The sequence below is a fragment of the Psychrobacillus sp. OK032 genome (assembly GCF_900111345.1).
GTDB lineage: Bacteria > Bacillota > Bacilli > Bacillales_A > Planococcaceae > Psychrobacillus.
Genome location: NZ_FOGY01000001.1, coordinates 728,879 through 755,714 on the forward strand (window position 1 = coordinate 728,879; position 26,836 = coordinate 755,714).

Consider the following 26,836-nt stretch of genomic DNA (forward strand, 5'->3'; position numbering starts at 1 on the left):
TTTTATTAATAAGCATACTAGTGATATGATGAAATTTATTGATAGAATATTCTTTCCATAAAGGAGGGACGATCAGTGGATGAAAAAGATTGGCATATATTAACTACACTTCATGAAGAGAAGAATATAACGAAGTCAGCACAACGGCTCTATATTTCGCAGCCAGCGTTAACCTATCGATTACAACAGTTGGAAAAGGAATTTGATACAAAGATTGTCTCTAGAGGGAAGAAAGGTGTCGAATTCACGGTTAAAGGGGAATTTCTCGTTCAATATGCACATGACATGATTCAACAACTACGCAAAACGAAAGAACATATATTAAATATGGACAACACTGTAAAAGGTACACTGCGCCTAGCTGTGTCTGGCCTATTTGCTAGATATGAACTGCCATCCTTATTAAAAGAATTTTTAGCCGTATACCCGGATGTCGAGGTTAATTTAAAAACAGGATGGAGTTCCGATATTCATCAACTACTCCATAAAGAAGAATCGCATCTCGGAATTGTAAGGGGCGATTATAACTGGAAGGAAAATAAAATATTATTACGCGAAGAAAAGATTTGTATTGCCTCTAGTAAAAAAATAGAATTTAAAGATCTCCCTTTCCTACCAAGAGTGAATTATCAAACCGACCAATCATTAAAAAATACAATTGAAAACTGGTGGCAGGAAACGTATACGGTCCCACCAATGATATCGATGGAAGTAGATCGAATTGATACATGCAAGGAACTTGTACTAAATGGTCTAGGATACGCTATTCTGCCGGAGATTTGTATTAAGCATGATGAAGAATTGTATATTGCACCAATTCTATTAAATGAGAATAAGTATTTACTAAGAAATACATGGATATTTTATCGGGATGTCACGCTTGAGTTAGCTCAAGTAAAAGCATTTATTGATTTTCTGAATGATTCAAAGCAGGGAAAATAATAAAAAAGATAAGCCACCGCCATCTTTTTAAAATGGTAGTGGCTTATACAGCATTATTTCTTCTAAAGAGCATAACCCAATAGAAAACATTCAACACTATTCCCCTCTCAAAAATGTCCTCCTACCTCGTCCACCCCGCCTAACAACAATGACACTAACAAAATAAGCAATCATAATCCCCAAAAGGTCTATTCCAATATCATACAATCTGCCGCTTCGATTGAAGTACAACTGGAGAATCTCTGTAAAAACTGCGAATACACTGGTTACTAAGAGTGCAAAACCCACCCGCTTCCACCAACGAAAATATAGTATATACAACAGAGCAAACGTCAGCATATGACCAATTTTTTGCATGATATAAAATTGGCTTGTAAACGCTATATCACCCGTAATGAGTAAATCCAAGTAATTGGGAGAAGTTTCAAGGCTAAACTGGACAACTTGGTCATACAAAAAAGTATATGAATTTGTAGTAGTTGTCGCAACTATTATCCAAGTACTCCACAAAATAATAAGTAGCGGATAAATCATTTGGCTTCATCCTTTCTTCGCATTTGCTTCTATTCCTGAAAATAATCTACCCATCTACATAGTTCGAAACAAAATCTACATAAAAACCCTAATCCTATACAAACATATACACCCGTACTATCTATCAGTAAATACATCCTTCTCCAGTGCCTTTCTGTACAGCGGGTAATTTTCATTAAATTAATTATTCAGAATACCAATTAGTGAACTGCCAAGCATCCTGCAAATCGCAATAATATCACGTTTAGCGGTTCTGCCAAGTTCCGCTCTGCTTTCGAAGCATCAGCATAGCATGAAGCAATATCCCCGAATCTACAATCTAACATTAATTGTTTCTACAAAGGGACGCTTCACTAAAAGTAAGCATTTTTTGTATATTAACAAAGCATCTAATTATCGAAAATTGGGAATGCAAAAAAAGTAGCTATCTAAATTCAATCAAAGGTAACGCCAAATAACACCCAACCGCCTCTTCGTCGTGTGAGTGTTATTTACCGCTTACTCGCTTACTTATTAAGTATTGAATTGTAGTCAATTATCGGAACTGTATAGTTTTTTTCTAACACAGGGATGCATTTTCAAGAGAATTTACTTCATTCCATAATACTCCACATACCAATCAGCAAACTTCTGCAATCCTTCCTCAATCGAAGTCTCCGGTTTAAAACCTACAGCATCATACAATAAATCAGTAGATGCATACGTTGCCGGTACATCCCCTTGCTTAATAGCTTCAAATACTTTTTCAAAAACTATCTCTTTACCCAAAGCATTGCCCAAACATTTCTCTAATGTTTCGATAAACACCATTAACTTTTCAGGGTTATTATTCCCGATGTTATATACCTTATGTTGAACATCTCCCATGGGTGGATTACTTAAAAGTCGCTCTATTCCTTCAACAATATCATTCACAAATGTAAAATCTCTATACAAGTCATTATCAAAATTCCCATTATTAAATATCTTAATAGATTCTCCAGCAAAATATTTATCCGTAAATCCAAAGTAGGCCATATCTGGTCGTCCCATCGGTCCATAAACCGTGAAGAATCGAAGTCCTGTAGCTGGAATATTATATAGGTGACTATATGTATGCGCCATTAACTCATTAGATTTTTTCGTAGCTGCATAGAGTGATACAGGGTTGTCCACAAAATCTGTTTCTTCAAAAGGAACCTTTTTATTGGATCCATAAACAGAACTAGATGAAGCATATACAAGATGATCTACTGGATAATTTCTACATGCTTCAAGAATATTATAGAATCCTACAATATTACTTTGAATATACACATCCGGATTCTCAATTGAATAGCGGACCCCTGCTTGTGCAGCTAAATTTACAACAATATCAGGCTTGTACTCTTCAAAGATATTCATAATCATTGACTTGTCAGAAATATCACCTTTGATAAAGGTAAACTTCTCATAGGATTCGAGCTGTTCCAAACGAGCGTATTTAAGACTCACATCATAGTAATCATTTAGATTATCGACACTTATCACAAAACAACCTTGTTCAAGAAGTTTCCTAGATAAAAAATAACCAATAAAACCAGCAGCACCAGTGATAAAGTATACCTTACTACAATCTAAAGTTTTGTAATTCAATCGTTTTTGCCTCCATTAACAACTCTCTACTGATAGGCTTTCTTCCAATAGAATAATACTCTACACCCGCTTGTAGCATTTCTTCTACACTATAAATGTTTCTTCCATCGTATACTAAAGGAGTTCTCATCAACTTCCTGTAAGTTTCAGGTAGTACAGCTTTAACCTCACCCCATTCAGTAAATATAAAGCAAACATTCGCATCTTCTAGCGCTGCTTCAATATTACTAACATACGTAATATACCCTTTATCGTTTTTACCTTCTGGGTGTACTTTAGCAAAGTTCTCCACCCCAATAGGATCATACGCATAGATATCTGCGCCTTGTTCTAATAACAATGGTATATTCTCAAGTGAGGCAGCTTCCCTAAGGTCGTCTGTTCCTGGTTTAAAGGTAAGGCCTAATACAGCAACTTTAAGACCGTTAAAAGTAATAAGTCGCTTACTCGCTTTTTTATATAACTTCGTCTTCTGACTATCATTCACGTCAATAGCAGCCTTCACCGTCTTAAGCTCATATCCGTTTTGAGTCGCTAGATTCTCAAGCGCCTTCGTATCTTTAGGAAAACAAGAACCTCCATAACCAATTCCTGCATTTAAAAATTTACTGCCAATACGACTGTCGAAACTCATCCCTTTGGCAACGTCTTGAATATCCGCCCCTACTAATTCACAAAGGTTTGCAATATCATTCATATAAGAAATTTTAAGTGCAAGGAAATCATTAGAAGCATACTTAATCATTTCCGCAGATCGTCTATTTACAGAAACAATTGGTAAATTAAATGGTTCATAAATTCTCTTCAATACTTGTTCTGCCCATTCACTTTCAGTACCAATAATAATGCGTTCTGCATGTAATGTGTCATGAACAGCTGAACCCTGAGCTAAAAATTCAGGATTTGAAGCCACTTCCACTCGCACGTCATTTACTAAAAAATCTTGAATAAATTGTTCTACTTTGTCATTTGTACCAACTGGAACAGTAGATTTAACAATGACTAAACAATCCTTTTCAACTGACTCAGCAATCTGTCTTGCAACTGTTGCTATGTAAGAAAGATCCGCAGATCCATCAAACTGTTCTGGCGTTCCAACACCAATGAAAATCGCATCAGCATCTCTATAAGCAGATTGATAATCTACTGAATAGTTCAGTCTTCCAACAGTATAATTCTTCTGCATTAACTCTTCTAATCCTGCCTCATAGATTGGAGAAACGCCAGATTTCATTAGATTTACTTTTCTTTCATCAATATCAACACAAGTCACATTATGACCTACTTCAGCGAAACATACGCCTGCCACTAAGCCGACATAGCCTGTTCCTGCTACTGCTATTTTATACATAGATAAGCCTACCTTTCATATTATGTGAAATTTAATTTAATACAAAATGATTTAAATGGTATACTGTTTCTCAAAATAGTTTTGATATTCTTCGCTAATAATTTGTTCCCACCAATCTTTATTATCAAGATACCATTGAATAGTTTGAGCAATGCCAGTTTTAAATGTATAAGTAGGATTCCAGCCTAGTTGTTCTAATTTTGTTGGATCAATCGCATACCGTTTATCGTGGCCTAAGCGATCTACGACAAATTCTATTAGCTCTTCTGATTTTCCTAAAGTACTAATAATTGTTTTCACAACTTCTAAATTAGTAAGCTCATTATGTCCGCCCACATTATACACTTCTCCATCTAAACCTTCGTGTAACACTAAATCAATCGCAGAACAATGATCATAAACATGTAACCAATCGCGGATATTTTTACCATCGCCATATACAGGAACTTTTTGTTCATTTAATACTCTAGAAATAGTTAAAGGAATTAATTTTTCAGGGAAGTGGTACGGTCCATAATTATTTGAACACCGAGTAATATTGATAGGTAAATTAAATGTTTCATGATAAGCACGTACAAGCAAATCTGATGATGCTTTGCTTGCACTGTATGGACTGTTGGGCATAATTGGAGTATCTTCAGTGAAAAATGTTGTAGGATCAAAATCGAGTTCCCCATATACTTCGTCAGTAGAAACGTGTAAGAATTTTGAAATATTGATTTGCTTGGATGCATCAAGTAATACCTGTGTTCCTAGAACATTTGTCTGCACAAAAATTCCCGGGTCCGTAATAGAACGATCCACATGACTCTCTGCAGCGAAATGAACGACATAATCAAATTTTTCTTTTTCAAATAGGGAGAAAATAACTTCACGGTCTGTAATATCGGCTTTTACAAAATGATAATTATCATTTTGTTCAATTTCGCGATGTTTTGTTAAATCGCCAGCATATGTTAATAAATCTAAATTATAAATAATATACTGAGGATATTTATTTACCATGTATTGAACGAAATTTCCACCTATAAATCCCGCCCCTCCGGTAACTAACAATTTTTTTTTCTCCATCTATTTCACCTCTTCCGATAATTCATTTATGTATCTCTCGACTGCATCTTGCCATTTTGGCATTGGGGTAAAACCACTATCTAATAACTTTTGTTTAGACATACGAGAATTTTTAGGTCTAACTGCGCGAGTCGGGTATTCCTCTGTAGTAATTGCATTAACTTTGACTTCTATATTAGCTTGTCTAAAGATTTCTAGCGCAAATTCACTCCAAGAGCAAAATCCTTCGTTAGAAGCATGATATACTCCATACGCATCACTTTGGATGATATCCAATAATAGTTTTGATAAGTCAAATGTATAAGTTGGAGAACCTACTTGGTCAGCAACTACATTTATTTCATCTAGAGTTTCTGCCAAACGAAGCATTGTATTAACAAAGTTATTACCATTAGCACCAAAAACCCATGAAATACGTAAAATAAACCATTTATCCATAATTTGTTGAACTATTTTTTCACCTTCATATTTTGATAAGCCATAGTAACCAACTGGGGCGGGTACATCATTTTCTTTAAATGCTGTATTCCCTAAACCATCAAAAACATAATCAGTGCTAATGTACATTAACTTTGCGTTAATGTTGTGAGCTGCTTTAGTAATATTTTTAGTTCCTTCAACATTTACATTCCAGCAATTCTCTTTATCAATCTCAGCTTTATCTACTGCAGTATATGCAGCACAATGAATGATAGCATCAGGTTTCGTTTTATTTATAAAAAAAGAAACTTCTTTTTCGTTCGTAATATCCAAATCCTTGGAACCAACACCTACCATGTTAAGTCCATTTTTTATACCTTGTTCAACAACATCATAACCTAATTGACCTGTATAACCTGTAACTAATATTTTCATAGAATTACTCTCCATAAATGAAGTTATTTTCAGCTTCTTTTAGTAATGGGGCTTTATCATCTTTTTCTGATAGGATAGGCACAATATCAATCGGCCACTCAATTCCAATTTCAGGGTCATTCCAAATAACGCCTCTGTCACACTCTTTTGCATAAGGTTCATCTACTTTATACTGAACTTCAACATCATCTGTTAACGTCATAAAACCATGTGCAAATCCTTTTGGAATTAATAATTGTTTTTTATTTTCTGCAGACAATTTAATTCCAAACCATTCCCCATAAGTTGGGCTCCCTTTACGAATATCGACAGCAACATCATAAATTTCTCCCTTTGTGCAACGAACTAATTTCATTTGGGCTTTAGGATTTAATTGATAATGTAGCCCTCTTAATGTTCCTTTAGATGCCGAAAATGACTGATTGTCTTGAACAAAAGTAACCACAATCCCAGCTTCTTTAAGAATTGTTTCATTGTAGGTTTCCATAAACCAGCCACGATGATCACCATATGCTGTTGGTTCTATAATTGTCACACCATTTATGCTTGTTTTTGTAAAATTCAACCTATTACCTCCTCTTTTTGTATTTTTTCGATTTGTAGATTAGACAGACTAATTAGATATTGTCCATATTCATTTTTCTTTAATGGTTCTGCTAAGTCTAATAATTGTTTTTTAGTTATATAGCCTTTTCTGTATGCAATTTCTTCTATACAAGCTACTTTTAAGCTTTGACGCTTTTCAATGGTTTCAATATAGGTTGATGCTTCAAGCAAAGATTCATGAGTCCCAGTATCCAACCAGGCAAAACCACGACCAAGTAATTCCACATTGAGATCATCTAATTCTAAATAAGCCTTATTTATATCTGTAATTTCTAGTTCACCACGACTTGACGGCTTGATCCGCTTAGCAAAATCCACGACCCTATTATCATAGAAGTATAATCCAGTTATTGCATAAGTTGACTTTGGACATTTTGGCTTTTCTTCTATTGAGATTACTTTTCCAGCTTGATCAAACTCCACTACACCAAATCGCCCTGGATCTTTTACATTATAACCAAATACAGTTGCACCTTTTTCATTAGATGCTGCATTTTCTAGTAGTTTAGTAAATCCATGACCATAAAAAATATTATCTCCCAGAATTAATGCAACATTATCATCACCAATAAATTCCTCACCAATAAGAAAAGCTTGTGCTAAACCATCAGGGGAATCTTGTACCGCATAACTAATATTAATCCCAATATCATGTCCATCCCCTAAAAGTTTTTCAAATCTTGGGGTATCTTGATGAGTAGAAATAATTAGTATATCTTTAATTCCTGCAAGCATTAGAACAGACAAAGAATAATAAATCATTGGTTTATCATATATAGGTAATAACTGTTTAGAAACAGATTTGGTTAATGGATACAATCTTGATCCACTTCCACCTGCTAAAATAATACCTTTCATAAATTCATCTCCTCCTAGATAGATCACTTTAAGTTTATTCCCTAATTACATATTCGTTATTGTTTTATACAATAATCACTGCTCTTCCTTTTATATCTAATTTACTTATACTCTATAGAAAAATAAACTATTATATTTATCATAAGAATAGCAAAACCGGCTATAATTGTTTTATTATTTACTAATAATCTTTAATAATAGGTTTTTGGTAAACATTACATATTCCATTAAAAAGTAAATTGTATTATGGCAGAATAACGGCGAGTACTTATTAGTGTACAAGTCAAAATGATTATCAAATCCAGTGAATATAATAATGAAATAGCCTCATAACATTGAACAATTTTATGTTTGATGTTCAGGCTTCTTATTATATGTTAAATATATTAATGCTAAACTTTTCAAAACTAACTGTACGCTAGCAGACAATACTAATGTATATGCAGCCCCCATTAGACCGTATATTGGTATTAATAAAATTGAACTAATTAATCCTGATATTAACGATACGAAACTAATATACGGTTGTATTTTGAATGAACGTGTAGCTGTCATTCCATAACCTAAAACTGATCCTATATAATTAATCATACCTGCTAACATTATTATAAAAAATACATCCGAATTATTCGCATAATCTTCTTTATAGATTAAAGTCAATAACGGTTTGCCAAATAGTAATGATCCAACCATGCCTATTACACCAATAAAAAATGCAATAAAAATCAACCTTAAAAGTAATATTGAAAATTTTTTTCTATTACCACTAGCGTAATCTTTTGCAAGTCTAGGTGTGGCTGATTGACCTAATGCGATGATTATTGTGTTTCCAGCTACAATCAAGTAAGCCATTGCAATGAAAAAACCCAGTTCTTCCACTCCAAAATAATATTCTAAAAAATAGCGTGGGATGTTAGTGTTTAGTGATAAAATCAAAAATACAATTCCCAAAGGAAGGGATAGCTTAACTAAATTAAAAATTGATAAGAAACGAAATTTAGGTTTAAAAGCTGTAAACTCCCTAGCATTTCTTATATCATAAAAAAGTAATACTAGAAGCCAAGAAAATACTAGCGCAAGTGTTCCATAAATCAAATTTTTTGTAATTGAAATTACAATTACTAGTGTAATCAATGATAATATCCCTTTTAAAATCATTGAGATGGATATCCGATCCATAAGTTCATTTTTTTGCAATAATCCAAAGATAACATCACTTATAGACTCTATAATCTTTGAAATTGTTATTATTAATACTATTAATATTATTTCCAAAGGATACCCCACTACCACTACTACTATAGTAATTAAAACTAAAGCTAGTAAGCAGGTTATTAACCTTAGTCCTAGGTAATCACTAAAATGATATAGCTCTTCTGTATCGGTTGATTGTACTGCACGTAATTGTAAATTTGTTAACATCATTATAGGTGCTGAAATTGCTAAAGCCAACGCAAACTTACCCATCATCTCCGGAGATCCAATTTTTGCCAACGCCACTAAAAGACCCCATTGGCATACAGCGTAGATAATATTACCAATTAAAGTCCAAGAGAAATTCTTTTTTAAAGACAATGGTTTTATTGTTGGTTTTTTTTTATTATAAAATTTAGCTTTTAACATATAGGAACCACTCTTTTTATTAGTATTGGTTTAGAAGTATTTTAGAAATTTTCCAAGGAAAAATTGTAATATTTATCCCTTAAGCTATTAATATCGTTTAATATTTTGTAAATAGAGTTAAATAACATTTCTAAGGTATTAATTGCGAATATTTTCGACTTTTTGATGATGTCAATGCAAATAAAAAGTCAAGAAAATATATCATTAGAAAAATACCAACTATCCAAATTATTTCTGCTTGAGGAGAAGTAGAAAATATATTAAATACCGATTGTATGATTAACGAATAAAACATTACACTTATAAAATCATCTTTGGTTTTTCTTTCTAATACTAATTTAATATACAATTTTTGTATTATATATCCTGTTAAAAGACCCATTACGATTACACCTATCCATCCAAAATTAAAGAAAGCCCAGCCATATGGCCCAGCAGGCATACCGTAGCTCGATACACCATTCAACTCATATGCTATCAGTACAGTATCATCAATAATTTCAGGTTTTCCATCCCAAAGAGTTCTTGGTATAGGTGCAAATATGATGTTGATAAATGGTTTTCCCAGTTGATATTCAATATTACCATTTAATATTGATCCTATCAGTGCCGGGACAATTTCAGACCTACCTGTAGCTTGAGCTGCATTTACTATTAGCTCCCATATACCACCAAATGAAATAGTAGATTCACTCATTTTCCTCATAACACCAATAACTTCTACAAAGATTAAACCTATAGCAGCAAGTAATGATAACTTCCAAATTCTAATTTTCTCAACCCTGTAATGATATACCATCAAAAAAGGTAATATAGTCCCTAAAATAACATTTGCACGCCCACCAAAAAAAGTTAACATAATACTCGTAGCTATTAAAAATAATATTGCACACTTCTTATATCCTCCATAAAGTAATAGAAATGCTACGAAAATTCCTATACCAACAATATTTCTTAGATATCCTAGTCCAGAATAAGCTACTGTTGTATGTGTCATTGCATTTATCATGCCACTAATTCCACCAAGTAAAGACATTGAATATAGAAAACCTAAAACGACAGCTATACCTAATATGATAGATACCCTAATTGGAGAATTTACCTTCGGAAAACTAAAATTGGTATCTTGTTTTTTTTTAATCTTAGAAGCCATAAGAAATCCATAGTAAACAAATATGTACCAACAAATAATTACAACTAAAGAATATATACTTAAATAGTTTACATCTGATCCTGACACCCAGGTTAACACTTTAGAATTAGTATTACCAGATAAATCCTTATTTAAAAAATCTATTACAGCCAACAACATAGAAATAGATAATATAATAAAAGGGTGAAAGATATCTCTTACAAGAAATAAAGGAAATACAATAATCAAAAGTGAAAAAAGTATTACCATCCCCACAGTTGTAATTGCTAAATTATAAATTTCCAAAAAAGAAACAGTGATAATTAATGAAGTTAGTAATGCTAATATTAATCTTAACAAATAATTTCTCTTTTTATTAATAATCATTTCAACGCACCTTACTATTAATAACCTTAGTAAATAATTCTTCATATTCCTTCACTATTAAATTACTATTAAAATCTGAAGATCTCTTTAATCCCTGTTTAGAATACCATGAGCGCATCTCATCATTCTCTAACATGGCAATAATTTTTTTAGCGACTTCTTGAAAATTTTCTACTTCAGTTAATAAACCATATTTGTTGTCTTTAATTATTTCGAAAGGACCTGACTTACAATCAGTAACTACTACAGGAGTTCCTACGGCCATAGATTCCACAATTACATGCCCAAAACCTTCCCATTTTGAAGTTAAAACAAATAAGTCAGATGATTTTACATATTTTTGTGGATTTTCTTTAAAACCCAAAAATAAAACTTTATCCTCTATTCCTAAATTTACACATAATTCCTTTAACATCTTTTCTTGAGATCCTATGCCTAAAATAATTAGTTTTGCATTAATTTTCTCAAGAACTAAACTAAACGCTTTAATCAAAGTTGAGAAATCTTTTTGTTCTTCTAATCTTCCTACAGAAATTATTAATTTTTCATTCTTGTTAATTTCTATATCTTCAACTATTTCATTCTTCAATATATTTATATTATCAATATCAACAGGATTGTATATAACTTTTATTTTATCTGTTTTAATTTTGAAATTCTCAATTAGATCTTCACTTACACCTTGAGATAGGGCTACTACTTTATTTGAAGTATTATAGAATATCGTCGTTATAAATTTATTAAACTTTGTAACTTTTCCTGATTGGGTTCTATTATTAGCTTCTCTAATAATTACTGGAATACTCTTAAAACTTAAGATTTTGGCGAATAATACCATTAAGTTGTTAGGATTCATTGTAGTAAAAATTAAAGTTGGATTTTCTTCAATTATGCATTTTCTCAATCTAAATAAACAATTTCTTAATTTATTACAATATAAAAATTTTATCTTAACTCTATCTGAAATTAAATCTATATAGACATTATTTTTATCATTACCGAGAACCAATACAATATCATAAATATCTGTATCTAATTTATTTATGATATTTACAACTGTTCTTTCTGCCCCTCCACCATTTAATTGAAACAAAAAGACTAAGACCTTGATTTTCATAATGGTTCCCTCCAAACTAACACGCTAGTATTTATAACGATAAAAAATCTAAATATACTTAGATTAAATCATTAATTTCTCTTTTTATATTTTCTTCAAATATATGACTGTCAAAAAACAGTTCAAATAATTTCCTTGAATTTATCTTCATTTTTAATATTTCTTCTTTATTTAATTCTGCAATTTCATCAATTAAATCTTGTAGCTCATTGCTAAAATAGTTAATACCAGCATTATACTCGTTAATTAAATTCCAAGTATCCTCTTTAGTAGAATTAATTAGTGCTAGACCGTAATCCATGTAATCAAGGCTCTTATACGATAGACCTACCGAAGTTTCATCTTTAAATCCATTAAATCCGAAATCACAAATCTCCATTATCTTCGCTTTCTCGGACTCTTCGTAAATTTTCCCATAAAATGAATATGGTATATTATTTTTCTTTAACTGTTTAGTCAACCAGTCTCGTTTTTCTCCATCTCCAATAATGTGCAATTTAAATGAAATTCCCTTATTAAGTAATCCTTTTCCAATATTAATTAATGTTTCAAAATCATAAATATGGCCGATAGAACCTAAATAAACTATATTTATGATACCTGTTTCAACTTGTAAAACTTTTCCTTCATTAATTGCAGAATGTTTGGCTATATAAACAGTGCTTGTCTTTTTTAAATATTTTTCTTTTATTACTTTTTTGTAGTAATTACATTCAACTATTACTTTATCAGCATTTTCAATTGCAATATTTCTGAATTTTTTCCACAATGATAACCCTAAAAAATCAACTATTGGCTTTAATTTTTTATTTATTGGTATTGATTCTGGATGTAAATCTACTATATCAATCAAACACGGAATGCCTCTTTTTTTACATAATAAACTTGCAATATATGAACCAAGATTAGGAGGACATATAACATATACTGCATCTGGCGACGCTTTTTTTATCAGTTTTACTGTATTTATACCAAAGCATACAGTAGAAACAATACGCATGATGGACATATTTCTTTTATATCCTGGTACATGAATACTTTTAAAGTTCGAACCAGTGTATGTAATATGTTGCTTTGAGTAATGATCATAATCGGCATATATGACACTCGTTTCATAGTCATTTTTTAATGCCTTATAAACTGCATATGCTCGAACTGTGTTACTTAAACTAAAAACATAGGAGATTACTACTACCTTTTTTTTGTCCATTTTATACTCCTATCACAAAGATATATTATCAAAATTAAAACTTTAACGCATTTTACTAAACCTATCACTCTATTTTATTTTCGTTATTAAAGCAAGGTCATTTAATTTTGAATAGAATCTATTTCTACGAGGTGTTAATACAGATTCTGAATATTCTTTCGCCTTATTGAAATTTTCTAAAGCTGCCTTTTCCCTTATACTTGGATTGTTTAATATATACTCAACTTTCTGCGCTAATAGTTGTGGCGAATTATATGGAGCTAAATATTTTTCATCAAGCAATTCAGGTATACCATCTACAGGACTAGATACACATGGTAATTTATTTGCCATTGCTTCAATTAAAGATCTAGGTAGGCCTTCGGACATTGTTGGGAATAAAAACATATCCGATGTTACTAATTCTTTTTGAACCTCATTATATCCATATAAGCTACCTAGGAACTCAACATTTTCAATAATTCCTAGTCTTTTTGCATAATCTTTAAATTCTTCCATCAAACTACCAGATCCTATAAATTTAACGTTAACATCATACCCTGCCTTTAAAAGAATGTTCAATGTATCAATTACAGTAATATGACCTTTGGTTTTACCATCCATATAACCGGTATGACAAATAGTAAATGTTGCATTATGAGGATTTAAATACTTACCTTGGTAATAATCATTTTCCTTTAAGTTAATGGTAGAATAGACATCTTCAAAATATTCTTTTGATTCTCCATAAATTCTCGCATAACTTGGATACTCTTTCTGTAATGCATATTGAGTAACATAGGAAACTCCATTTGCATTCATACACACATTCTTAGCATGGTTAATCCATACTACTTTTATTAAACGATTTATTATACGAGTAAAAATATTATCATCTGAATTATCCTGCATTGCTGTTCGTGGATTTGCAACCATTTCTACAGCAAAAGGTTTTTTTTCTTTCTTTACTGCTGAAAATGAAAGAAAAGAAATAGGGCTTGGGGCTCTTAATAAGACTGCATCACATTCTCTAATTGCTTTTTTGAGAATCCTGTTTGAAGAAAAATACTTCAAGACCATCTCCTTAGGCCCTTTAAAATCAGCCAACTTTACAAAAGACACATTGTCTCCATCTACTCGTAATCTTTTGTTTATAGGAGAATCCATAGTTTTAAATCTTCCACATACGACTACTTCTTCAAAAACATTTAAGTATCTTTTAATAAAATTGTAATCGACTACCCGTTCACAATATACTCCGCCCTCAGGGTCTTGATAAAATCGGTGTTCCAAAACAACAAGTAGTTTCATTACATTAATTCCTTTCAGTAATTCTCTATTTCGAAATATATTTTTTGTTTTGCACTATTACAGATATTTGTGGCCTCGATTACTGTGTTAGCCTGAGAAATAACAAAACCTATTCTATCTCCACTGCTCTTCACTTCTCCGACTGTATCCCCAATACCCTTAGTAAAATAAACTTCTTTTACTCCAGGCATCTCCTTCACTTTGTCTATTCCTCTTATATTTAGTATACGACCTTTATCGGAATTAAAATATCGTATTGCAGAACCCCCGTTAAACTTCCTATCTAAATTCGGCTTTATTCCCATTGAAATATCAATACAGCATTTAACCATGTCAATCCCCGTTGACAGTGGAACTAAATGTGTTGTAATATTGTCTCCCCCAAGTCTTGCTCCAAGCTCAACAATTTTTGGGCCTTGTTCTGTTATAATTATTTCAGTATGCGAAGGTCCATTATTAATACCAACAGCTTTAACAGCTGCAATAGTAACAACCTCGATTTGTTTTTTTAGTTCATCAGAAATTGTTGCAGGTTGTGAATGTCCCATCTCTACAAATCTTGGTGCACCTGTCGTTAACTTATCTGTTATTGCTATAATGTGTACATTTCCTTCAAAACTCAAAGTTTCAACGCTTACTTCTGGGCCATCCATAAATTCTTCGACTATTACTTCTCCATTACTTGAAAAATACTTGCTATTCTCATAAGCGGATTTAATTATTTCAATATTACTTTTTTCTTCAATTAAAAATACTCCTTTACTACCTGAACTATCAACAGGCTTAACAATAACCTTTCCTTTTATTTTATGTATAGCATCATAAAAATTAATGTAACTATTCACTTTAATAAATACTGGTACTGGAACGTTATACTCCTTTAAACATCCCCTCATTATCCACTTATCGGTAACTTTAATTGCGGTTTCTTCACTAATACCAACAATATTTAATTCCTTCGAAACAGCTGCTACGGTCCTAATTGGCATATCTGTTGCTAGCGTCATAATGCAATCAATTTTATATTCCTTAGCAGCCGCAATAACTCTTGGTATATCTATTGTACTAATTTCTAAACAAATATCTGCACTTTCAAATCCAACAGCATTTTTATCCTTATCCACAGCTATAACCTGAAAGCCCAGTTCTTTAGCTGTTTTTATAGCTGGTAACTGTAATACACTAGCTCCAAGAATCATAATTTTTTTGTTATTCACCACTATCTTTCACCCTACCCATTACAAGTACATTATGATATTTGCCGTCTTTATACCAATGTTCTTTTAGAACACCCTCTAAAATGTATCCACACTTTTCCAACATATTTCTAGAAGCAGTATTATATTCGAAAAGATATCCATATATCCTATGAACATTTAGTACTTCGAAGCAAAAATTAATGATTAGTGAAAATGCTTCTTGTCCTATACCTTTACCCTGGTTAACTTTTTCACCAATATATATAAATGGATAAGTTGTTCTATTTAATGGATCATAATCATTATTACCTACTAAACCAATAATCTGTTTTGTTTCTATACTTTGAATCGCAAATGTTTTATTATACTTATCTAATGCTTTCGATTTAAACCAAGTTTCATGTTCAATTTTAGTTACCGGGAATTTTGCTCCTGTAAACATTCTGATACTAGGATCATTAATCCACTTCAGGGTCAAGTCAAAGGAGTCTTCATCTAATGCAATAAGTTGTACTCTTTTACCAACTATCAAAACTAATTACCTCCCTTTCTTTTAGCATTATTTATAAAAACATTCTTTCTTGTTAATACACTTTCAATCGTTTTATAAATAATTCTCAAATCCAAAAAGAATGATAGATTTTCAACATAGTAAACATCATTTTCAAACTTTTCTTTAGTAAAAACTGAATTCCTATAATAAGCTTGATTATAACCAGTAATTCCAGGTCTAACGTTCAACTTTTTTGCTTCAAATTCAGTATAAATATTTTCTGCTTCAGGCATATCGGGTCGTGGTCCAACTAAGCTCATATCACCTTTGATAACATTAAGAAGTTGTGGTGTCTCATCTAGACTTGTTTTCCGAATGAACTTTCCAATATTTGTTAACCTAAGGTCATCTTCTGAATTATATGTTGAACCATCCTCATTTCTTAGGTCAGGTGCATTCATTCTCATAGAACGGAATTTATACATAGTAAACACTTTTCCATTTTTACCCAATCTTGGAGAGTTATAAAAAATTGATCCCTTATCCTGAGAATAGACAATTGGCCCGATAATAATTAATATAATAATCCAAAATGGCAGAGCAATTATTGCTAGTATTAAATCAAATACTCTTTTTAAAAAAAATTTATACATTATTTCACCCTACCCTGTACTTCTCTTATTACATTTTTCAAAGAATCAATGACATATACCACGTCTTCATCAGTCAACAAAGTATGAAGCGGAAGTGTAATCTCATTCTTATAAACTTCATAAGCATTAGGATAATCTTTTATATCAAATCCTAAGTTCTTATAAGCGGTAAACATAGGTAATGGCTTATAGTGAACATTACACGCTACACCCGCTTCTGACATCTTAATAATTATTTGATTTCTTTCAACTTCCCCTATTCCAGGAATCCTTGCTAAATAAAGATGCCCTGAAGAAGAAAAGTCCTCACCACAATGTTGCAAACTTTGAATTCCTAACGGTAATAGTGCATTATCGTACATCTCAATAATCTCTTTACGTCTTTTCATGAGACCTTCATATCTATTTAATTGAACTAATCCAAATCCAGCCATAATATCAGTCATATTGCACTTGTAAGCGGGATAGACAATGTCATATTCCCATGCACCAATTTGTGTTTTTGCCAACGCATCTTTAGACTGACCATGTAGGCTATATAGCATATATTGTTTATAAAGCCATTCATCCTCTAATCTTATGCGATTACTCCAAACAACCGCACCACCTTCTGCAGTTGTAAGATTTTTTACTGCATGGAAAGAGAAGCAAGTAAAATCTGCAACTTGTCCACATTTCAATCCATTTCCTTCAGCTCCAAAAGCGTGAGCAGCATCAGCCATTACAATTACTCTATTAAACAACAATTGAATTTCATTATTTGCTTTAAATAGTACTTTCTTGCTTTCTACAATTTCATAAATTGTATTGTAATCACACATCTTCCCCGCAATATCAACAGGGATAATTGCTTTTGTCTTTTCTGTAATTGCATCTGCTAATTTTGAATAATCCATTTCAAAAGAATCCGGTGCGGTATCAACAAGTACAATTTTAGCCCCAACATGATCGATAATTGAAGCAGATGCTGTATAGGTATATGCAGAGGTAATGACCTCATCTCCTGGTCCTATTCCTAAAATACGAAGAGTAAGTTCCATAGCAGCAGTTGCAGAATTTAAACAAACAGCCTTGTTTACGCCAACATATTCAGCTATTCTTTTTTCAAATTCTTTTGTTCTGGGTCCAGTTGTAATCCAACCAGACTTCATCGCTTTAATTACTTCTTCAATTTCCGCTTCTGTAATGTCTGGCGGAGAGAAAGGTACATTTCTTAATTTAGAATCTATCACTTTAGTTTTCCTCGCTTTATCTATGTTTAGGTTTTAATCTTTTATTTAGTCGGCTTAGTGCTTAAATGAATTTCCTAAACACTAAGCCACCTACTAACCCACTAAAAAGCACAAAGCCCAAATGGGCTTCATTCTTTTATTTCCTAAACCACCAACCGACTAGTCATCAGTTCATCAAGATAAACTAACAACTCATCCCGCAATCCCTCATCCTGCAAAGCCATCTCAATAGTAGTCTGTATAAACCCCAACTTCTCCCCAACATCATATCGCTTACCTTCAAAATCAAACGCATACACATTCTGTATCTCATTCAACTTCTGAATAGCATCTGTTAACTGAATCTCTCCACCAGCTCCAGTTTCTTGCTTTTCCAGAAACGCAAAAATCTCAGGTGTTAAAATATAGCGTCCCATAATTGCTAAATTAGAAGGTGCAGCACCTTGTTTAGGTTTTTCTACAAAATTACTCACTTGATATCGTCTACCCTCATTAGAACTTGGATCAATAATTCCATATCGATGCGTATTTTCATCCGCAACTGTTTGTACACCAATCACAGATGATCCAGTTTCATCATACTGTTCAATCAATTGTTTAAGACAAGGTTTTTCTGCTTGTACGATATCATCACCAAGTAATACAGCAAATGGCTCATCCCCGATAAAATTACGTGCACACCATACTGCATGTCCTAACCCTTTAGGTTCTTTTTGTCGTATATAGTGGATTTCAACCTTAGAGGATTGATTTACTTTTTCTAGTAGATCAAACTTCCCTTTTCCCATCAAATTTTCTTCAAGCTCTAAATTTCTATCAAAATGATCTTCTATCGCACGTTTCCCTTTACCCGTAACAATAATAATATCTTCTATGCCAGATGCGATTGCTTCCTCCACAATATATTCAATGGTAGGTCTATCAACAATCGGTAACATCTCTTTCGGCATTGCTTTTGTCGCTGGTAAAAAACGCGTTCCCAATCCAGCTGCTGGAATAATAGCTTTTCTCACTTTTTTCATTCGTCATCACCTATGCCTTATTTATTTAGTTAGTTCAACATTCTTCCCAAGTAATTCAAACATCTTCTGCTTATAAGCTTCCACACCAGGCTGATCAAAAGGATTAACCCCTTGTAAATAAGCACTCATTGCACATGATTTCATGAAAAAGTACATGAGATAACCGAGGTGATACTCGTCCAACCGTTCTACTTCAATACTAATTACTGGAACACCGCCCTCTACATGGGCCATTGCTGTACCTTGTGTAGCAATATCATTGATCGTGTTTAGTGTTTTATCACTTAAATAGTTCAGCTGATCTTTGTTCTGACTCTCATATGGAACTTCACAATCTCCCTCTACTTCATGGAAATGCAGTAATGTTTCAAACAAAAATCGTTTACCATCTTGAATATATTGTCCGATTGAATGAAGATCTGTTGAAAAGGAGACTGCTGCTGGGAATATCCCATCATGTCCTTTCCCTTCACTTTCTCCAAATAATTGTTTCCACCATTCATGTAGATTTTTTAAAGCAGGCTCGAATGAAGCTAATACTTCGACTTCATACCCTTTTGAAAGCAATAGTTGACGAGTTACTGCGTATTGATAAGCCTGGTTTGTAAAAATATCATTCGTTTGTAAATCGATAGCTGCTTTTTTTGCTCCACTCATTAATGCTTGGATATTGTATCCTTGCACAGCAAGCGGTAATAATCCTGCTGGAGTAAAAACAGAATAGCGGCCTCCGATATCATTTTTGATGATAAATGAGCGATAGCCTTTTTCATTCGCTAGCTCTCGAAGGGCTCCTTTTTCACTATCGGTCGTGACAATTATTCGTTCATTTGCTTTTTCTCCGTACTTTTCTTCCATGTATTTTCGTAATATACGAAAAGCAATTGCTGGTTCTGTTGTTGTTCCTGACTTGGAAATAACATTTATATACACATCTTTATATTGGAGATACTGCAATAGTTGATTCATATAGCGACCGCTTAAATTTTGACCTGCATAAATTACTTCTGGGAACGTATCATCCACTCGGAAGTAAGGGGTAAGTGCATCTTGAATTGCTTTTGACCCTAGATAGGATCCACCAATTCCAATGACTACAAATACTTTTGCATTACTTCGCACTTCTTTAGCAATTTGAATCATCTCTGCTATCTGAGAGTCGTGATTCTCTAGTGGGTAATCTAACCACCCTAAAAATTCACTTCCTGTTGAACTTCTATTATGCATTTCTTTGTGAATAGTTTTAACAGACTCATTTAATAGAAGTAACTCATCCTGTTGAATATAAGAATCTAAGTATTTTGTTTGTAATGTTAATGTGCTCATCTTATTCTCCAATCTAAAAGTTCAAGTTTTAGTATAGATCCAACATGCTATCACACGTTACATTCTCACTAACTTCTGTTCTACTTCAACATTCTTCTGATTAGCTACGCCTACTAATATATCTTTTACCGCAGATGTCGATAGTGTAGGAATCTTTTCGAGTAGGTAATCTAATTCATTGCCCGTAATCGGCGTAGCTTTCCCGATATAAATCTTTGGAAACACTACTTCACTCTGTCTTTCGTTTTCATTCATCAATTCTTCGTATAATTTTTCGCCAGGTCTAATTCCTGTTTCTTTGACTTCAATCTCGCCTTTTGAGTAACCAGATAATCGAATGAGATTATTAGCTAAGTCAACAATTTTCACTGGTTCCCCCATGTCGAGGACGAATACTTCTCCACCACTTGCAAGGGTCCCTGCTTGAATTACTAGTCTTGAAGCTTCTGGAATGGTCATGAAATATCTTGTCATTCGTTCATCTGTTATCGTCACTGGTCCACCAGCCATTATTTGTTTCTTAAATAATGGTACAACACTACCTCGTGATCCGAGTACGTTTCCAAAACGCACTGCTGCAAACTTTGTCTCGCTTTTTTTCGCAAGATTCTGAACTATCATTTCAGCAAAACGCTTAGTAGCGCCCATAACGTTCGGTGGGTTGACTGCTTTGTCGGTGGAGATCATAACAAAGTATCCTATTCCGAACATGTCAGCAGCTTCTGCAACGTTCTTGGTGCCAAAAATGTTATTTTTGACTGCTTCCATTGGGTTGTACTCCATTAACGGTACATGTTTATGGGCAGCAGCGTGATAAATTACATCTGGTTTATATTCCGATACGATATCGAAGATGCGGTTGCGATCTTGGATATCGGCGATAATTGGAATTATTTCTGTATTTGATGAAACTTTTTTACGTAATTCCATGTCTATAGTATAGATAGAGTTCTCGCCGTGACCGAGTAGGAGTAGTTGTTTAGGGTCAAATCTTGCTACTTGGCGACAAATCTCAGAACCTATTGAGCCGCCCGCTCCAGTTATGAGAATTTTTTTGTTTGTTAACTTCGTAGAGATCGTTTCTAAATCTAATTCTACTTCTTCACGGCCGAGTAAATCTTCTATTTTCACATCTCTTATTTCATTAACAGATACTTTCCCTGTCAGTAAGTCTTCTATAAGAGGCATAATCTGTGTATGAATGCCGGTATCCAAGCATTTTTGCATAAGCATCGCACTCGTTTGTTTGTCGAGTGACGGGATAGCAATGATGATTAGTTCGATATCTAAGTCTTTTACAGCATCTGCAATGATGTCTATTCCACCTAATACACGGATATTGAAAATTTCTAACCCTTTTTTGGTAGAATCATCATCTAAAAAAGCTACTGGCTTTAATGTAGCTTCGCTATTTCGAAGCAATTGTCTCGCAATCATTGTACCCGCGGAGCCCGCTCCTATTATAAGGGTACGTTTCTTTTTATTGGTGAATTTTTCACCTGATATATATGTGTCTCGGAAGACTCTCCATGAAAGCCTAGAGCCTCCGATTAGTAGAATATGAAGCATCCATGTAATGGATAATGCACGGTACAGGATGTCCCCTTTTACGATAAATTGAATAATTGCTACTGCTATGATCGATAATGTTACGGCTTTAAAAATCGACACTAACTCTCTTACTGATGCGTATTCCCATACTTTTCGATAAAGTCCATAGTACATGGCAAAACCATGGTGTGCTAAAAAGATAGTAAGTGAACTTATCAACAAAAAAGTGTCAGTAAAAGGGTTGTCTATCGGATGCAACAAAAAATATCCAATATAGATTGAAAATAATACGATGCATGAGTCGACAATTACTAGCATCGACATTCTTTTTCTTAACGACATCCAGCACCCACCAATCTTAATACATTTTTGTATATTCTTTTCCATAGACGATTATAGCACTTTTGTAATTTATTTAGTTGATTTTATTTAGCTTAATTAATGGTAATGACAGATTAATAATCCAAAAGAACCAATGAGTTTATAACTCTTCCATATTTTTTTGATTGATACTTATCATCAATTTTAATATTATCAGATAAATCTATTAATTATTATGAAATCATGCGAATATTTCCCACCACTTAGACTTTTTTAGTTCTTTTGGCTCTAAAATTATAACTTCTATGTTTTCTACGATTCTTGCGTTATTCTCAAGAAAAATGTCGACTGCATCTAGTCTTTTATGTTTTTCCAAATAACGTAGTCCTGCATCAAATAAAAAGGGACGTGTTTTTGCGTTATGAACGTCAGAACCATATGTATGAACCAGATTGGCATCCACTAGTTGAAGGGATTGTTTTTGGATCGTCTTACCAAAATGACCAGCGAGACTCCCTGCAGTAATTTGAGCTAGTGCTCCGTGATTGATCAACTTCAATAATCTACTTGGTTTTTCTGCAATTGCACGATTTCTTTCTGGATGTGCAATTATCGGCACTTTGTCTAAATTTAAAATACCTTGAATTATTTGAACAGTGTAAGCAGGTATCCCCCCAGTCGGCAATTCGATTAATACATACTTGGAATTTGCAAGCGTCAAGAGTTCTCCGTTTGTTAACTTTTCAATAGTGTTTTCACCTATTCTTATTTCTTGTCCTGGATGGATATTAATCGATAGATTGTTTCTCTCTATTTCTTTAGTTAGCAGCTCAATTTTTTCTAGCACTACCTTTTGCGGGACGTCGTAATGGGGATTGTCCGCATGAGAAGTCGCAATAATATCAGTTATCCCCTCCTTTATCGCTTGCTCGATAAGCTCCATCGATTCTGTTACTGTTTGTGGTCCGTCATCTACACCCGGTAGAATATGCGCATGTATATCAATCACTTTTCAATTCCCCTTTTTTCCTATAAGTTAAACAAAAAAAAGAATGAACAGGTAAAGCTACCTATTCATTCTGCATTTCCATAATATTGGTAGTAATAATTGTCCTTCTGTAACTGGAAGTTGTTTAGGACCACTCCAATAATGTTCGCTTGGGAAGAAACAAGCGCTTCTTTCGCTTTTAGCACACCATCTTTTTCTGTAGTTCCCGCGCTCATTACTAGAATTGTCCCTTCACACTTGTTTGAAAGTATTTGGGCATCTGCCACCGATAGAACTGGTGGTGCATCAAAAATAATAATGTCGTAGCTTTCTTTCATCTCTTCTATTACGTTGTTCATCGTTTGAGAGCTTAAAAGCTCCGCTGGATTCGGTGGAATAGGACCGCAAGTGATAATATCCAAGTTTTCTATTTCACTCATTTTTACTACTTCCGCTACAGTAGCCTGGCGTGTTAACAGATTAGATGTACCAAGCGTGTTTGTTAGATGAAATGTATAGTGCACGGTTGGTTTACGCATATCCGCGTCGACTAACAGCACTTTTTTTCCTTCTTGTGCAAATACAACCGCTGTATTTGCCGCCACTGTTGATTTCCCTTCTCCTGGAGAAGAAGAGGTAATTAGAAATGTTTTCAATTCTTTGTCTGGCATAGAAAAGTTAATGTTCGTACGAAGTGTACGGAATTGTTCCGACACAATGGATCTTGTATTCACGCTAGTAACAAGTTTTCGTGCTACTGTTTGAATAGCGCTTTTTTTTGTTTTTTTTGTTTTTGCTTTTGCCATCTAACTACCTCTTTCTTCTTTGTGGCATTTGTACCATTGTTTGTTGAATCTCTTTATCAGAAATAGTACTGATTAATCCGAGTATTGGTAAATCTAAAATTTCTTCTACATCTTGCTCTGTTTTCATCGTCGTATCTAAATACTCTAATAGAAATGCGATTCCTACCCCTAGCATTAAACCAATAACGGCTGCGATCGCCATATTAAGCATTGGATCTGGTTTTACTGGAGATGGATTTTCCCCGAGGAAGGCAGGTGTTAATATACTTACATTGTCTACCTTCATTAATTTTTTTATTTCTTCTTGGAATACAGTAGCTGTTGTGTTTGCAATATCCACTGCAATATTAGGATTGGCATCTTGCACGGTAATATTCACTACTTGTGAGTTTTGTTCGTTTTTCACTGTAATTTGATTGGTTAATGCAGATGGTGTTGTATCAAGATCTAGCTGTTCAATTACTTTACTTAAAATTGCAGGACTCTTAATAATTACATTGTATGTATTTATCAGTTGCAAGTTAGTTTGTATGTCTTGGGAGTTAAATGTACTAATATCCACTTTTTCTTGATTGACTAAAATTTGTGTAGAGGATTGATAAATGGGTGTCAGATAAAGAAAGCTTACAACTCCACTGACCGTAATTGCGATAATGGTTGTCAGTATGATTAATAGTAATCTTTTTTTCAGTGTTTTAAATAAATCTTGGAGGCTAATTGTTTCTTCCATTAACTGATAACTCCTTTAATTTCGATTCTTCTATTTTCGATATAGTATAGCATATGTTGGCATTTTGCGCCTTTATCTTTAATATTCTATCATAGAGCAGTATAATATAACCAGAAGAAGTGTAAGATTAATTAAATAGGAGTAAAGGAGGAGTTCACGTGAGATATGGGCGTATCATTGCAGTAGTTATTTCCGCTATTTGTATTTTTTTGCTTATTTCCAGTTATCTAACATATAAATCAAGAATTGATAATGTTAAAGCAGATACAAAAACAATCCATTATACCCAGGATGAACTAGGAGAAAAAGAGGGTGTTGTATCACCTAAAAATGAAAAGTCTGTGTCTTTAAGTAGAAAAACTGTCGAAGAGAGCATAAAAAATGCGGATGAACAAGTACAAAACTTATTGTTGAACCGATTAGATGCAGGAGAAAAAGTTCAGTTACTCATTGTCGGTTCTGATGCAATGGAAGAAGGAGCACCAGGTTACGCTACTTTACTTACAAATGCTTTAACGGATACATATGGAGATTTTATCGAAACGACAGTTGCGCCGTTCGATGGTACGTCTAAACAATTTATCGATGAAAATATGGAAGAAATTAATTGGGAAAAAGGGTTTGACCTTGTCCTTTTAGAACCATTCACGCTCAATAATAATGGAATCGTTAAAATTGAAGAAGAACAGCAGCATATTAAAGCGATTAATGGGAAGGCTTTAGAAGAAGTATCAGATGCTGTACTTGTATTACAGCCGTCTTACCCTATTTATAATGCAAATTTCTATTTAGTGCAAATTGACGCTCTGAAGAATTTTTCTTCTACTAATGGATATCCTTATATTAATCATTGGAGCGCATGGCCAGATACGACTGACCCTGCCTTGAACTCTTTGTTAACTGAAGACAAGAGTCCAAATAGTGAAGGTGCTAAAGTGTGGGCATCCTCTCTAATCACTTATTTTACTGGACGATAATGGAGGAACGCGATGGAGTCTTCAACTGTAAAGAAGAGAAAAAAATGGCCGTGGTTTGTCGGCATTATCATAATTATTATTCTCGGGTTGATTGTTTATGGCTCCATTATATACAAAGATTTAACGGAAACGGCAAAACAAATGCATGAGCCGATTGAACGTGAACTTTCCGATAAACGAAAAGAACCTGTCGCATTTAAGAAAAAGGAACCTTTTTCTGTACTTGTTCTTGGTGTGGACGAACGCAGCTATGATAAAGGTCGATCGGATACTATGATTGTGATGACAGTCAATCCAACTTCCAAATCCACTAAAATGCTCAGTATTCCCCGTGACACGTACACCGAGATAATCGGTAGAGGTGTGAAGGACAAGATTAATCATGCATACGCTTTTGGTGGTATTGAGATGGCGATGAATACAGTAGAGAATTTACTCGATATTCCCATCGATTATGTTTTACAAGTTAATATGGAAAGCTTTAAAGATATTGTCGACGCAATAGGTGGAATTACCGTTACAAATTCTTTAGATTTCACTTCCGGCCCTTATTCTTTCCCTAAAGGTACGAACACACTTAATGGAGATGAAGCTCTAGCCTTTATTCGTATGAGGTATGAGGATCCTCGAGGTGATTTTGGGCGCCAGGATCGTCAAAAGCAAGTTATACAAGCAGTTTTACGCGAAGGTGCAACCATTAATAACTTACTCAACTACAAAAGTATTTTTGGTGCAATCGGGAAAAATATTCGGACAAATATGACGTTTGATGAAATGGTCGATGTTCAAGCTAACTACCGGGATGCGGTTAGACATGTGGATCAGCTTTATATTAAAGAAGGTCGTGGAGAGACAATCGCTGGTATTTGGTACTATATGATGAATAATGAGGAGCTTGCATCTATACGTGCAGTTTTAAGAACACATTTGGAATTGAAATAGACGAAA

Annotated in this window: 25 protein-coding genes; 3 read left to right on the forward strand and 22 right to left on the reverse strand. The window is 33.6% G+C overall.

What is annotated here, in order from left to right:
* Positions 1 to 75: 75 nt before the first annotated feature.
* On the forward strand, positions 76 to 942 hold the full coding sequence (locus tag BMZ04_RS03370; RefSeq protein ID WP_093265276.1) for a LysR family transcriptional regulator: 867 nt from the start codon (positions 76 to 78) through the stop codon (positions 940 to 942).
* 96 nt (positions 943 to 1,038) lie between these two features.
* On the opposite strand, the gene BMZ04_RS03375 is transcribed toward BMZ04_RS03370, so the two are convergent.
* The 22 genes from BMZ04_RS03375 to BMZ04_RS03480 form a co-directional block, all read right to left on the reverse strand.
* Positions 1,039 to 1,476, reverse strand: coding sequence for a VanZ family protein (locus BMZ04_RS03375; protein WP_093265279.1), 438 nt, complete (start codon positions 1,474 to 1,476; stop codon positions 1,039 to 1,041).
* Positions 1,477 to 2,064: 588 nt separating this feature from the next.
* On the reverse strand, positions 2,065 to 3,090 hold the full coding sequence (locus BMZ04_RS03380; RefSeq protein ID WP_093265282.1) for an SDR family NAD(P)-dependent oxidoreductase: 1,026 nt from the start codon (positions 3,088 to 3,090) through the stop codon (positions 2,065 to 2,067).
* The gene (locus tag BMZ04_RS03385) at positions 3,065 to 4,441 is read right to left on the reverse strand and encodes a UDP-glucose dehydrogenase family protein (protein ID WP_093265285.1); all 1,377 of its coding nucleotides are present in this window, start codon (positions 4,439 to 4,441) and stop codon (positions 3,065 to 3,067) included. Before BMZ04_RS03385 ends, BMZ04_RS03380 begins: the two co-directional genes overlap by 26 nt.
* Positions 4,442 to 4,492: 51 nt before the next feature.
* Positions 4,493 to 5,512: a dTDP-glucose 4,6-dehydratase gene (gene rfbB / locus BMZ04_RS03390; protein ID WP_093265288.1), complete on the reverse strand. Its 1,020-nt coding sequence runs from the start codon at positions 5,510 to 5,512 to the stop codon at positions 4,493 to 4,495.
* Positions 5,513 to 6,367 (reverse strand): dTDP-4-dehydrorhamnose reductase, encoded by an 855-nt coding sequence (gene rfbD, locus BMZ04_RS03395; RefSeq protein ID WP_093265291.1) that lies wholly within the window; start codon positions 6,365 to 6,367, stop codon positions 5,513 to 5,515.
* A 4-nt stretch (positions 6,368 to 6,371) separates the two neighbouring features.
* Positions 6,372 to 6,932, reverse strand: coding sequence for a dTDP-4-dehydrorhamnose 3,5-epimerase (gene rfbC / locus BMZ04_RS03400; protein WP_093265293.1), 561 nt, complete (start codon positions 6,930 to 6,932; stop codon positions 6,372 to 6,374).
* On the reverse strand, positions 6,929 to 7,831 hold the full coding sequence (gene rfbA, locus BMZ04_RS03405; protein WP_093265296.1) for a glucose-1-phosphate thymidylyltransferase RfbA: 903 nt from the start codon (positions 7,829 to 7,831) through the stop codon (positions 6,929 to 6,931). Before rfbA ends, rfbC begins: the two co-directional genes overlap by 4 nt.
* Positions 7,832 to 8,176: 345 nt before the next feature.
* Complete coding sequence (locus tag BMZ04_RS03410) at positions 8,177 to 9,454, reverse strand: lipopolysaccharide biosynthesis protein (protein ID WP_093265299.1); 1,278 nt, start codon at positions 9,452 to 9,454, stop codon at positions 8,177 to 8,179.
* Between the two features lie 130 nt (positions 9,455 to 9,584).
* On the reverse strand, positions 9,585 to 10,973 hold the full coding sequence (locus BMZ04_RS03415; RefSeq protein ID WP_177184305.1) for an O-antigen polymerase: 1,389 nt from the start codon (positions 10,971 to 10,973) through the stop codon (positions 9,585 to 9,587).
* 1 nt (position 10,974) lies between these two features.
* Entirely contained in the window at positions 10,975 to 12,090 is a 1,116-nt protein-coding gene (locus BMZ04_RS03420; protein ID WP_093265305.1) for a glycosyltransferase, read from the reverse strand.
* Positions 12,091 to 12,148: 58 nt separating this feature from the next.
* Positions 12,149 to 13,300, reverse strand: coding sequence for a glycosyltransferase family protein (locus BMZ04_RS03425; RefSeq protein ID WP_093265308.1), 1,152 nt, complete (start codon positions 13,298 to 13,300; stop codon positions 12,149 to 12,151).
* A gap of 69 nt (positions 13,301 to 13,369) precedes the next feature.
* The gene (locus BMZ04_RS03430) at positions 13,370 to 14,590 is read right to left on the reverse strand and encodes a glycosyltransferase family 4 protein (protein WP_093265314.1); all 1,221 of its coding nucleotides are present in this window, start codon (positions 14,588 to 14,590) and stop codon (positions 13,370 to 13,372) included.
* Positions 14,591 to 14,604: 14 nt separating this feature from the next.
* A complete protein-coding gene (locus tag BMZ04_RS03435) occupies positions 14,605 to 15,810 on the reverse strand; it encodes an ATP-grasp domain-containing protein (RefSeq protein WP_218145511.1) in 1,206 nt (401 codons plus the stop codon).
* Positions 15,800 to 16,321, reverse strand: coding sequence for a GNAT family N-acetyltransferase (locus BMZ04_RS03440; RefSeq protein WP_093265316.1), 522 nt, complete (start codon positions 16,319 to 16,321; stop codon positions 15,800 to 15,802). Before BMZ04_RS03440 ends, BMZ04_RS03435 begins: the two co-directional genes overlap by 11 nt.
* Positions 16,322 to 16,323: 2 nt before the next feature.
* Complete coding sequence (locus BMZ04_RS03445) at positions 16,324 to 16,935, reverse strand: sugar transferase (protein WP_093265319.1); 612 nt, start codon at positions 16,933 to 16,935, stop codon at positions 16,324 to 16,326.
* Positions 16,935 to 18,167: a DegT/DnrJ/EryC1/StrS family aminotransferase gene (locus BMZ04_RS03450; protein WP_093265321.1), complete on the reverse strand. Its 1,233-nt coding sequence runs from the start codon at positions 18,165 to 18,167 to the stop codon at positions 16,935 to 16,937. The genes BMZ04_RS03445 and BMZ04_RS03450 overlap by 1 nt, the downstream gene beginning before the upstream one ends.
* Before the next feature lie 143 nt (positions 18,168 to 18,310).
* Complete coding sequence (gene galU / locus BMZ04_RS03455) at positions 18,311 to 19,189, reverse strand: UTP--glucose-1-phosphate uridylyltransferase GalU (RefSeq protein ID WP_093265323.1); 879 nt, start codon at positions 19,187 to 19,189, stop codon at positions 18,311 to 18,313.
* A 21-nt stretch (positions 19,190 to 19,210) separates the two neighbouring features.
* Positions 19,211 to 20,515 (reverse strand): glucose-6-phosphate isomerase, encoded by a 1,305-nt coding sequence (locus BMZ04_RS03460; RefSeq protein WP_093265326.1) that lies wholly within the window; start codon positions 20,513 to 20,515, stop codon positions 19,211 to 19,213.
* Positions 20,516 to 20,572: 57 nt separating this feature from the next.
* Positions 20,573 to 22,408, reverse strand: coding sequence for a polysaccharide biosynthesis protein (locus BMZ04_RS03465; RefSeq protein WP_093265329.1), 1,836 nt, complete (start codon positions 22,406 to 22,408; stop codon positions 20,573 to 20,575).
* 220 nt (positions 22,409 to 22,628) lie between these two features.
* Complete coding sequence (locus BMZ04_RS03470; protein WP_093265332.1) at positions 22,629 to 23,396, reverse strand: tyrosine-protein phosphatase; 768 nt, start codon at positions 23,394 to 23,396, stop codon at positions 22,629 to 22,631.
* A 65-nt stretch (positions 23,397 to 23,461) separates the two neighbouring features.
* Positions 23,462 to 24,181, reverse strand: coding sequence for a CpsD/CapB family tyrosine-protein kinase (locus tag BMZ04_RS03475; protein ID WP_093265335.1), 720 nt, complete (start codon positions 24,179 to 24,181; stop codon positions 23,462 to 23,464).
* A gap of 4 nt (positions 24,182 to 24,185) precedes the next feature.
* Positions 24,186 to 24,911, reverse strand: a complete 726-nt coding sequence (locus BMZ04_RS03480) for a YveK family protein (RefSeq protein ID WP_093265338.1) — start codon at positions 24,909 to 24,911, stop codon at positions 24,186 to 24,188.
* Positions 24,912 to 25,069: 158 nt separating this feature from the next.
* Here BMZ04_RS03480 and BMZ04_RS03485 point away from each other — a divergent pair, with 158 nt between their 5' ends.
* Complete coding sequence (locus tag BMZ04_RS03485) at positions 25,070 to 25,888, forward strand: SGNH/GDSL hydrolase family protein (RefSeq protein WP_093265341.1); 819 nt, start codon at positions 25,070 to 25,072, stop codon at positions 25,886 to 25,888.
* Positions 25,889 to 25,900: 12 nt separating this feature from the next.
* Positions 25,901 to 26,830 (forward strand): LCP family glycopolymer transferase, encoded by a 930-nt coding sequence (locus tag BMZ04_RS03490; RefSeq protein ID WP_093265344.1) that lies wholly within the window; start codon positions 25,901 to 25,903, stop codon positions 26,828 to 26,830.
* Positions 26,831 to 26,836 lie beyond the last annotated feature (6 nt).

Coding starts and splice junctions, on each gene's coding strand:
- BMZ04_RS03375 (WP_093265279.1), bottom strand. CDS start 1,476: ATGATTTATCCGCTACTTATTATTTTGTGGAGTACTTGGATAATAGTT.
- BMZ04_RS03475 (WP_093265335.1), bottom strand. CDS start 24,181: ATGGCAAAAGCAAAAACAAAAAAAACAAAAAAAAGCGCTATTCAAACA.
- BMZ04_RS03420 (WP_093265305.1), bottom strand. CDS start 12,090: ATGAAAATCAAGGTCTTAGTCTTTTTGTTTCAATTAAATGGTGGAGGG.
- rfbA (WP_093265296.1), bottom strand. CDS start 7,831: ATGAAAGGTATTATTTTAGCAGGTGGAAGTGGATCAAGATTGTATCCA.
- rfbD (WP_093265291.1), bottom strand. CDS start 6,367: ATGAAAATATTAGTTACAGGTTATACAGGTCAATTAGGTTATGATGTT.
- BMZ04_RS03425 (WP_093265308.1), bottom strand. CDS start 13,300: ATGGACAAAAAAAAGGTAGTAGTAATCTCCTATGTTTTTAGTTTAAGT.
- BMZ04_RS03445 (WP_093265319.1), bottom strand. CDS start 16,935: ATGTATAAATTTTTTTTAAAAAGAGTATTTGATTTAATACTAGCAATA.
- BMZ04_RS03480 (WP_093265338.1), bottom strand. CDS start 24,911: ATGGAAGAAACAATTAGCCTCCAAGATTTATTTAAAACACTGAAAAAA.
- rfbB (WP_093265288.1), bottom strand. CDS start 5,512: ATGGAGAAAAAAAAATTGTTAGTTACCGGAGGGGCGGGATTTATAGGT.
- BMZ04_RS03415 (WP_177184305.1), bottom strand. CDS start 10,973: ATGATTATTAATAAAAAGAGAAATTATTTGTTAAGATTAATATTAGCA.
- galU (WP_093265323.1), bottom strand. CDS start 19,189: ATGAAAAAAGTGAGAAAAGCTATTATTCCAGCAGCTGGATTGGGAACG.
- BMZ04_RS03465 (WP_093265329.1), bottom strand. CDS start 22,408: ATGTCGTTAAGAAAAAGAATGTCGATGCTAGTAATTGTCGACTCATGC.
- BMZ04_RS03430 (WP_093265314.1), bottom strand. CDS start 14,590: ATGAAACTACTTGTTGTTTTGGAACACCGATTTTATCAAGACCCTGAG.
- BMZ04_RS03460 (WP_093265326.1), bottom strand. CDS start 20,515: ATGAGCACATTAACATTACAAACAAAATACTTAGATTCTTATATTCAA.
- BMZ04_RS03385 (WP_093265285.1), bottom strand. CDS start 4,441: ATGTATAAAATAGCAGTAGCAGGAACAGGCTATGTCGGCTTAGTGGCA.
- BMZ04_RS03410 (WP_093265299.1), bottom strand. CDS start 9,454: ATGTTAAAAGCTAAATTTTATAATAAAAAAAAACCAACAATAAAACCA.
- BMZ04_RS03490 (WP_093265344.1), top strand. CDS start 25,901: ATGGAGTCTTCAACTGTAAAGAAGAGAAAAAAATGGCCGTGGTTTGTC.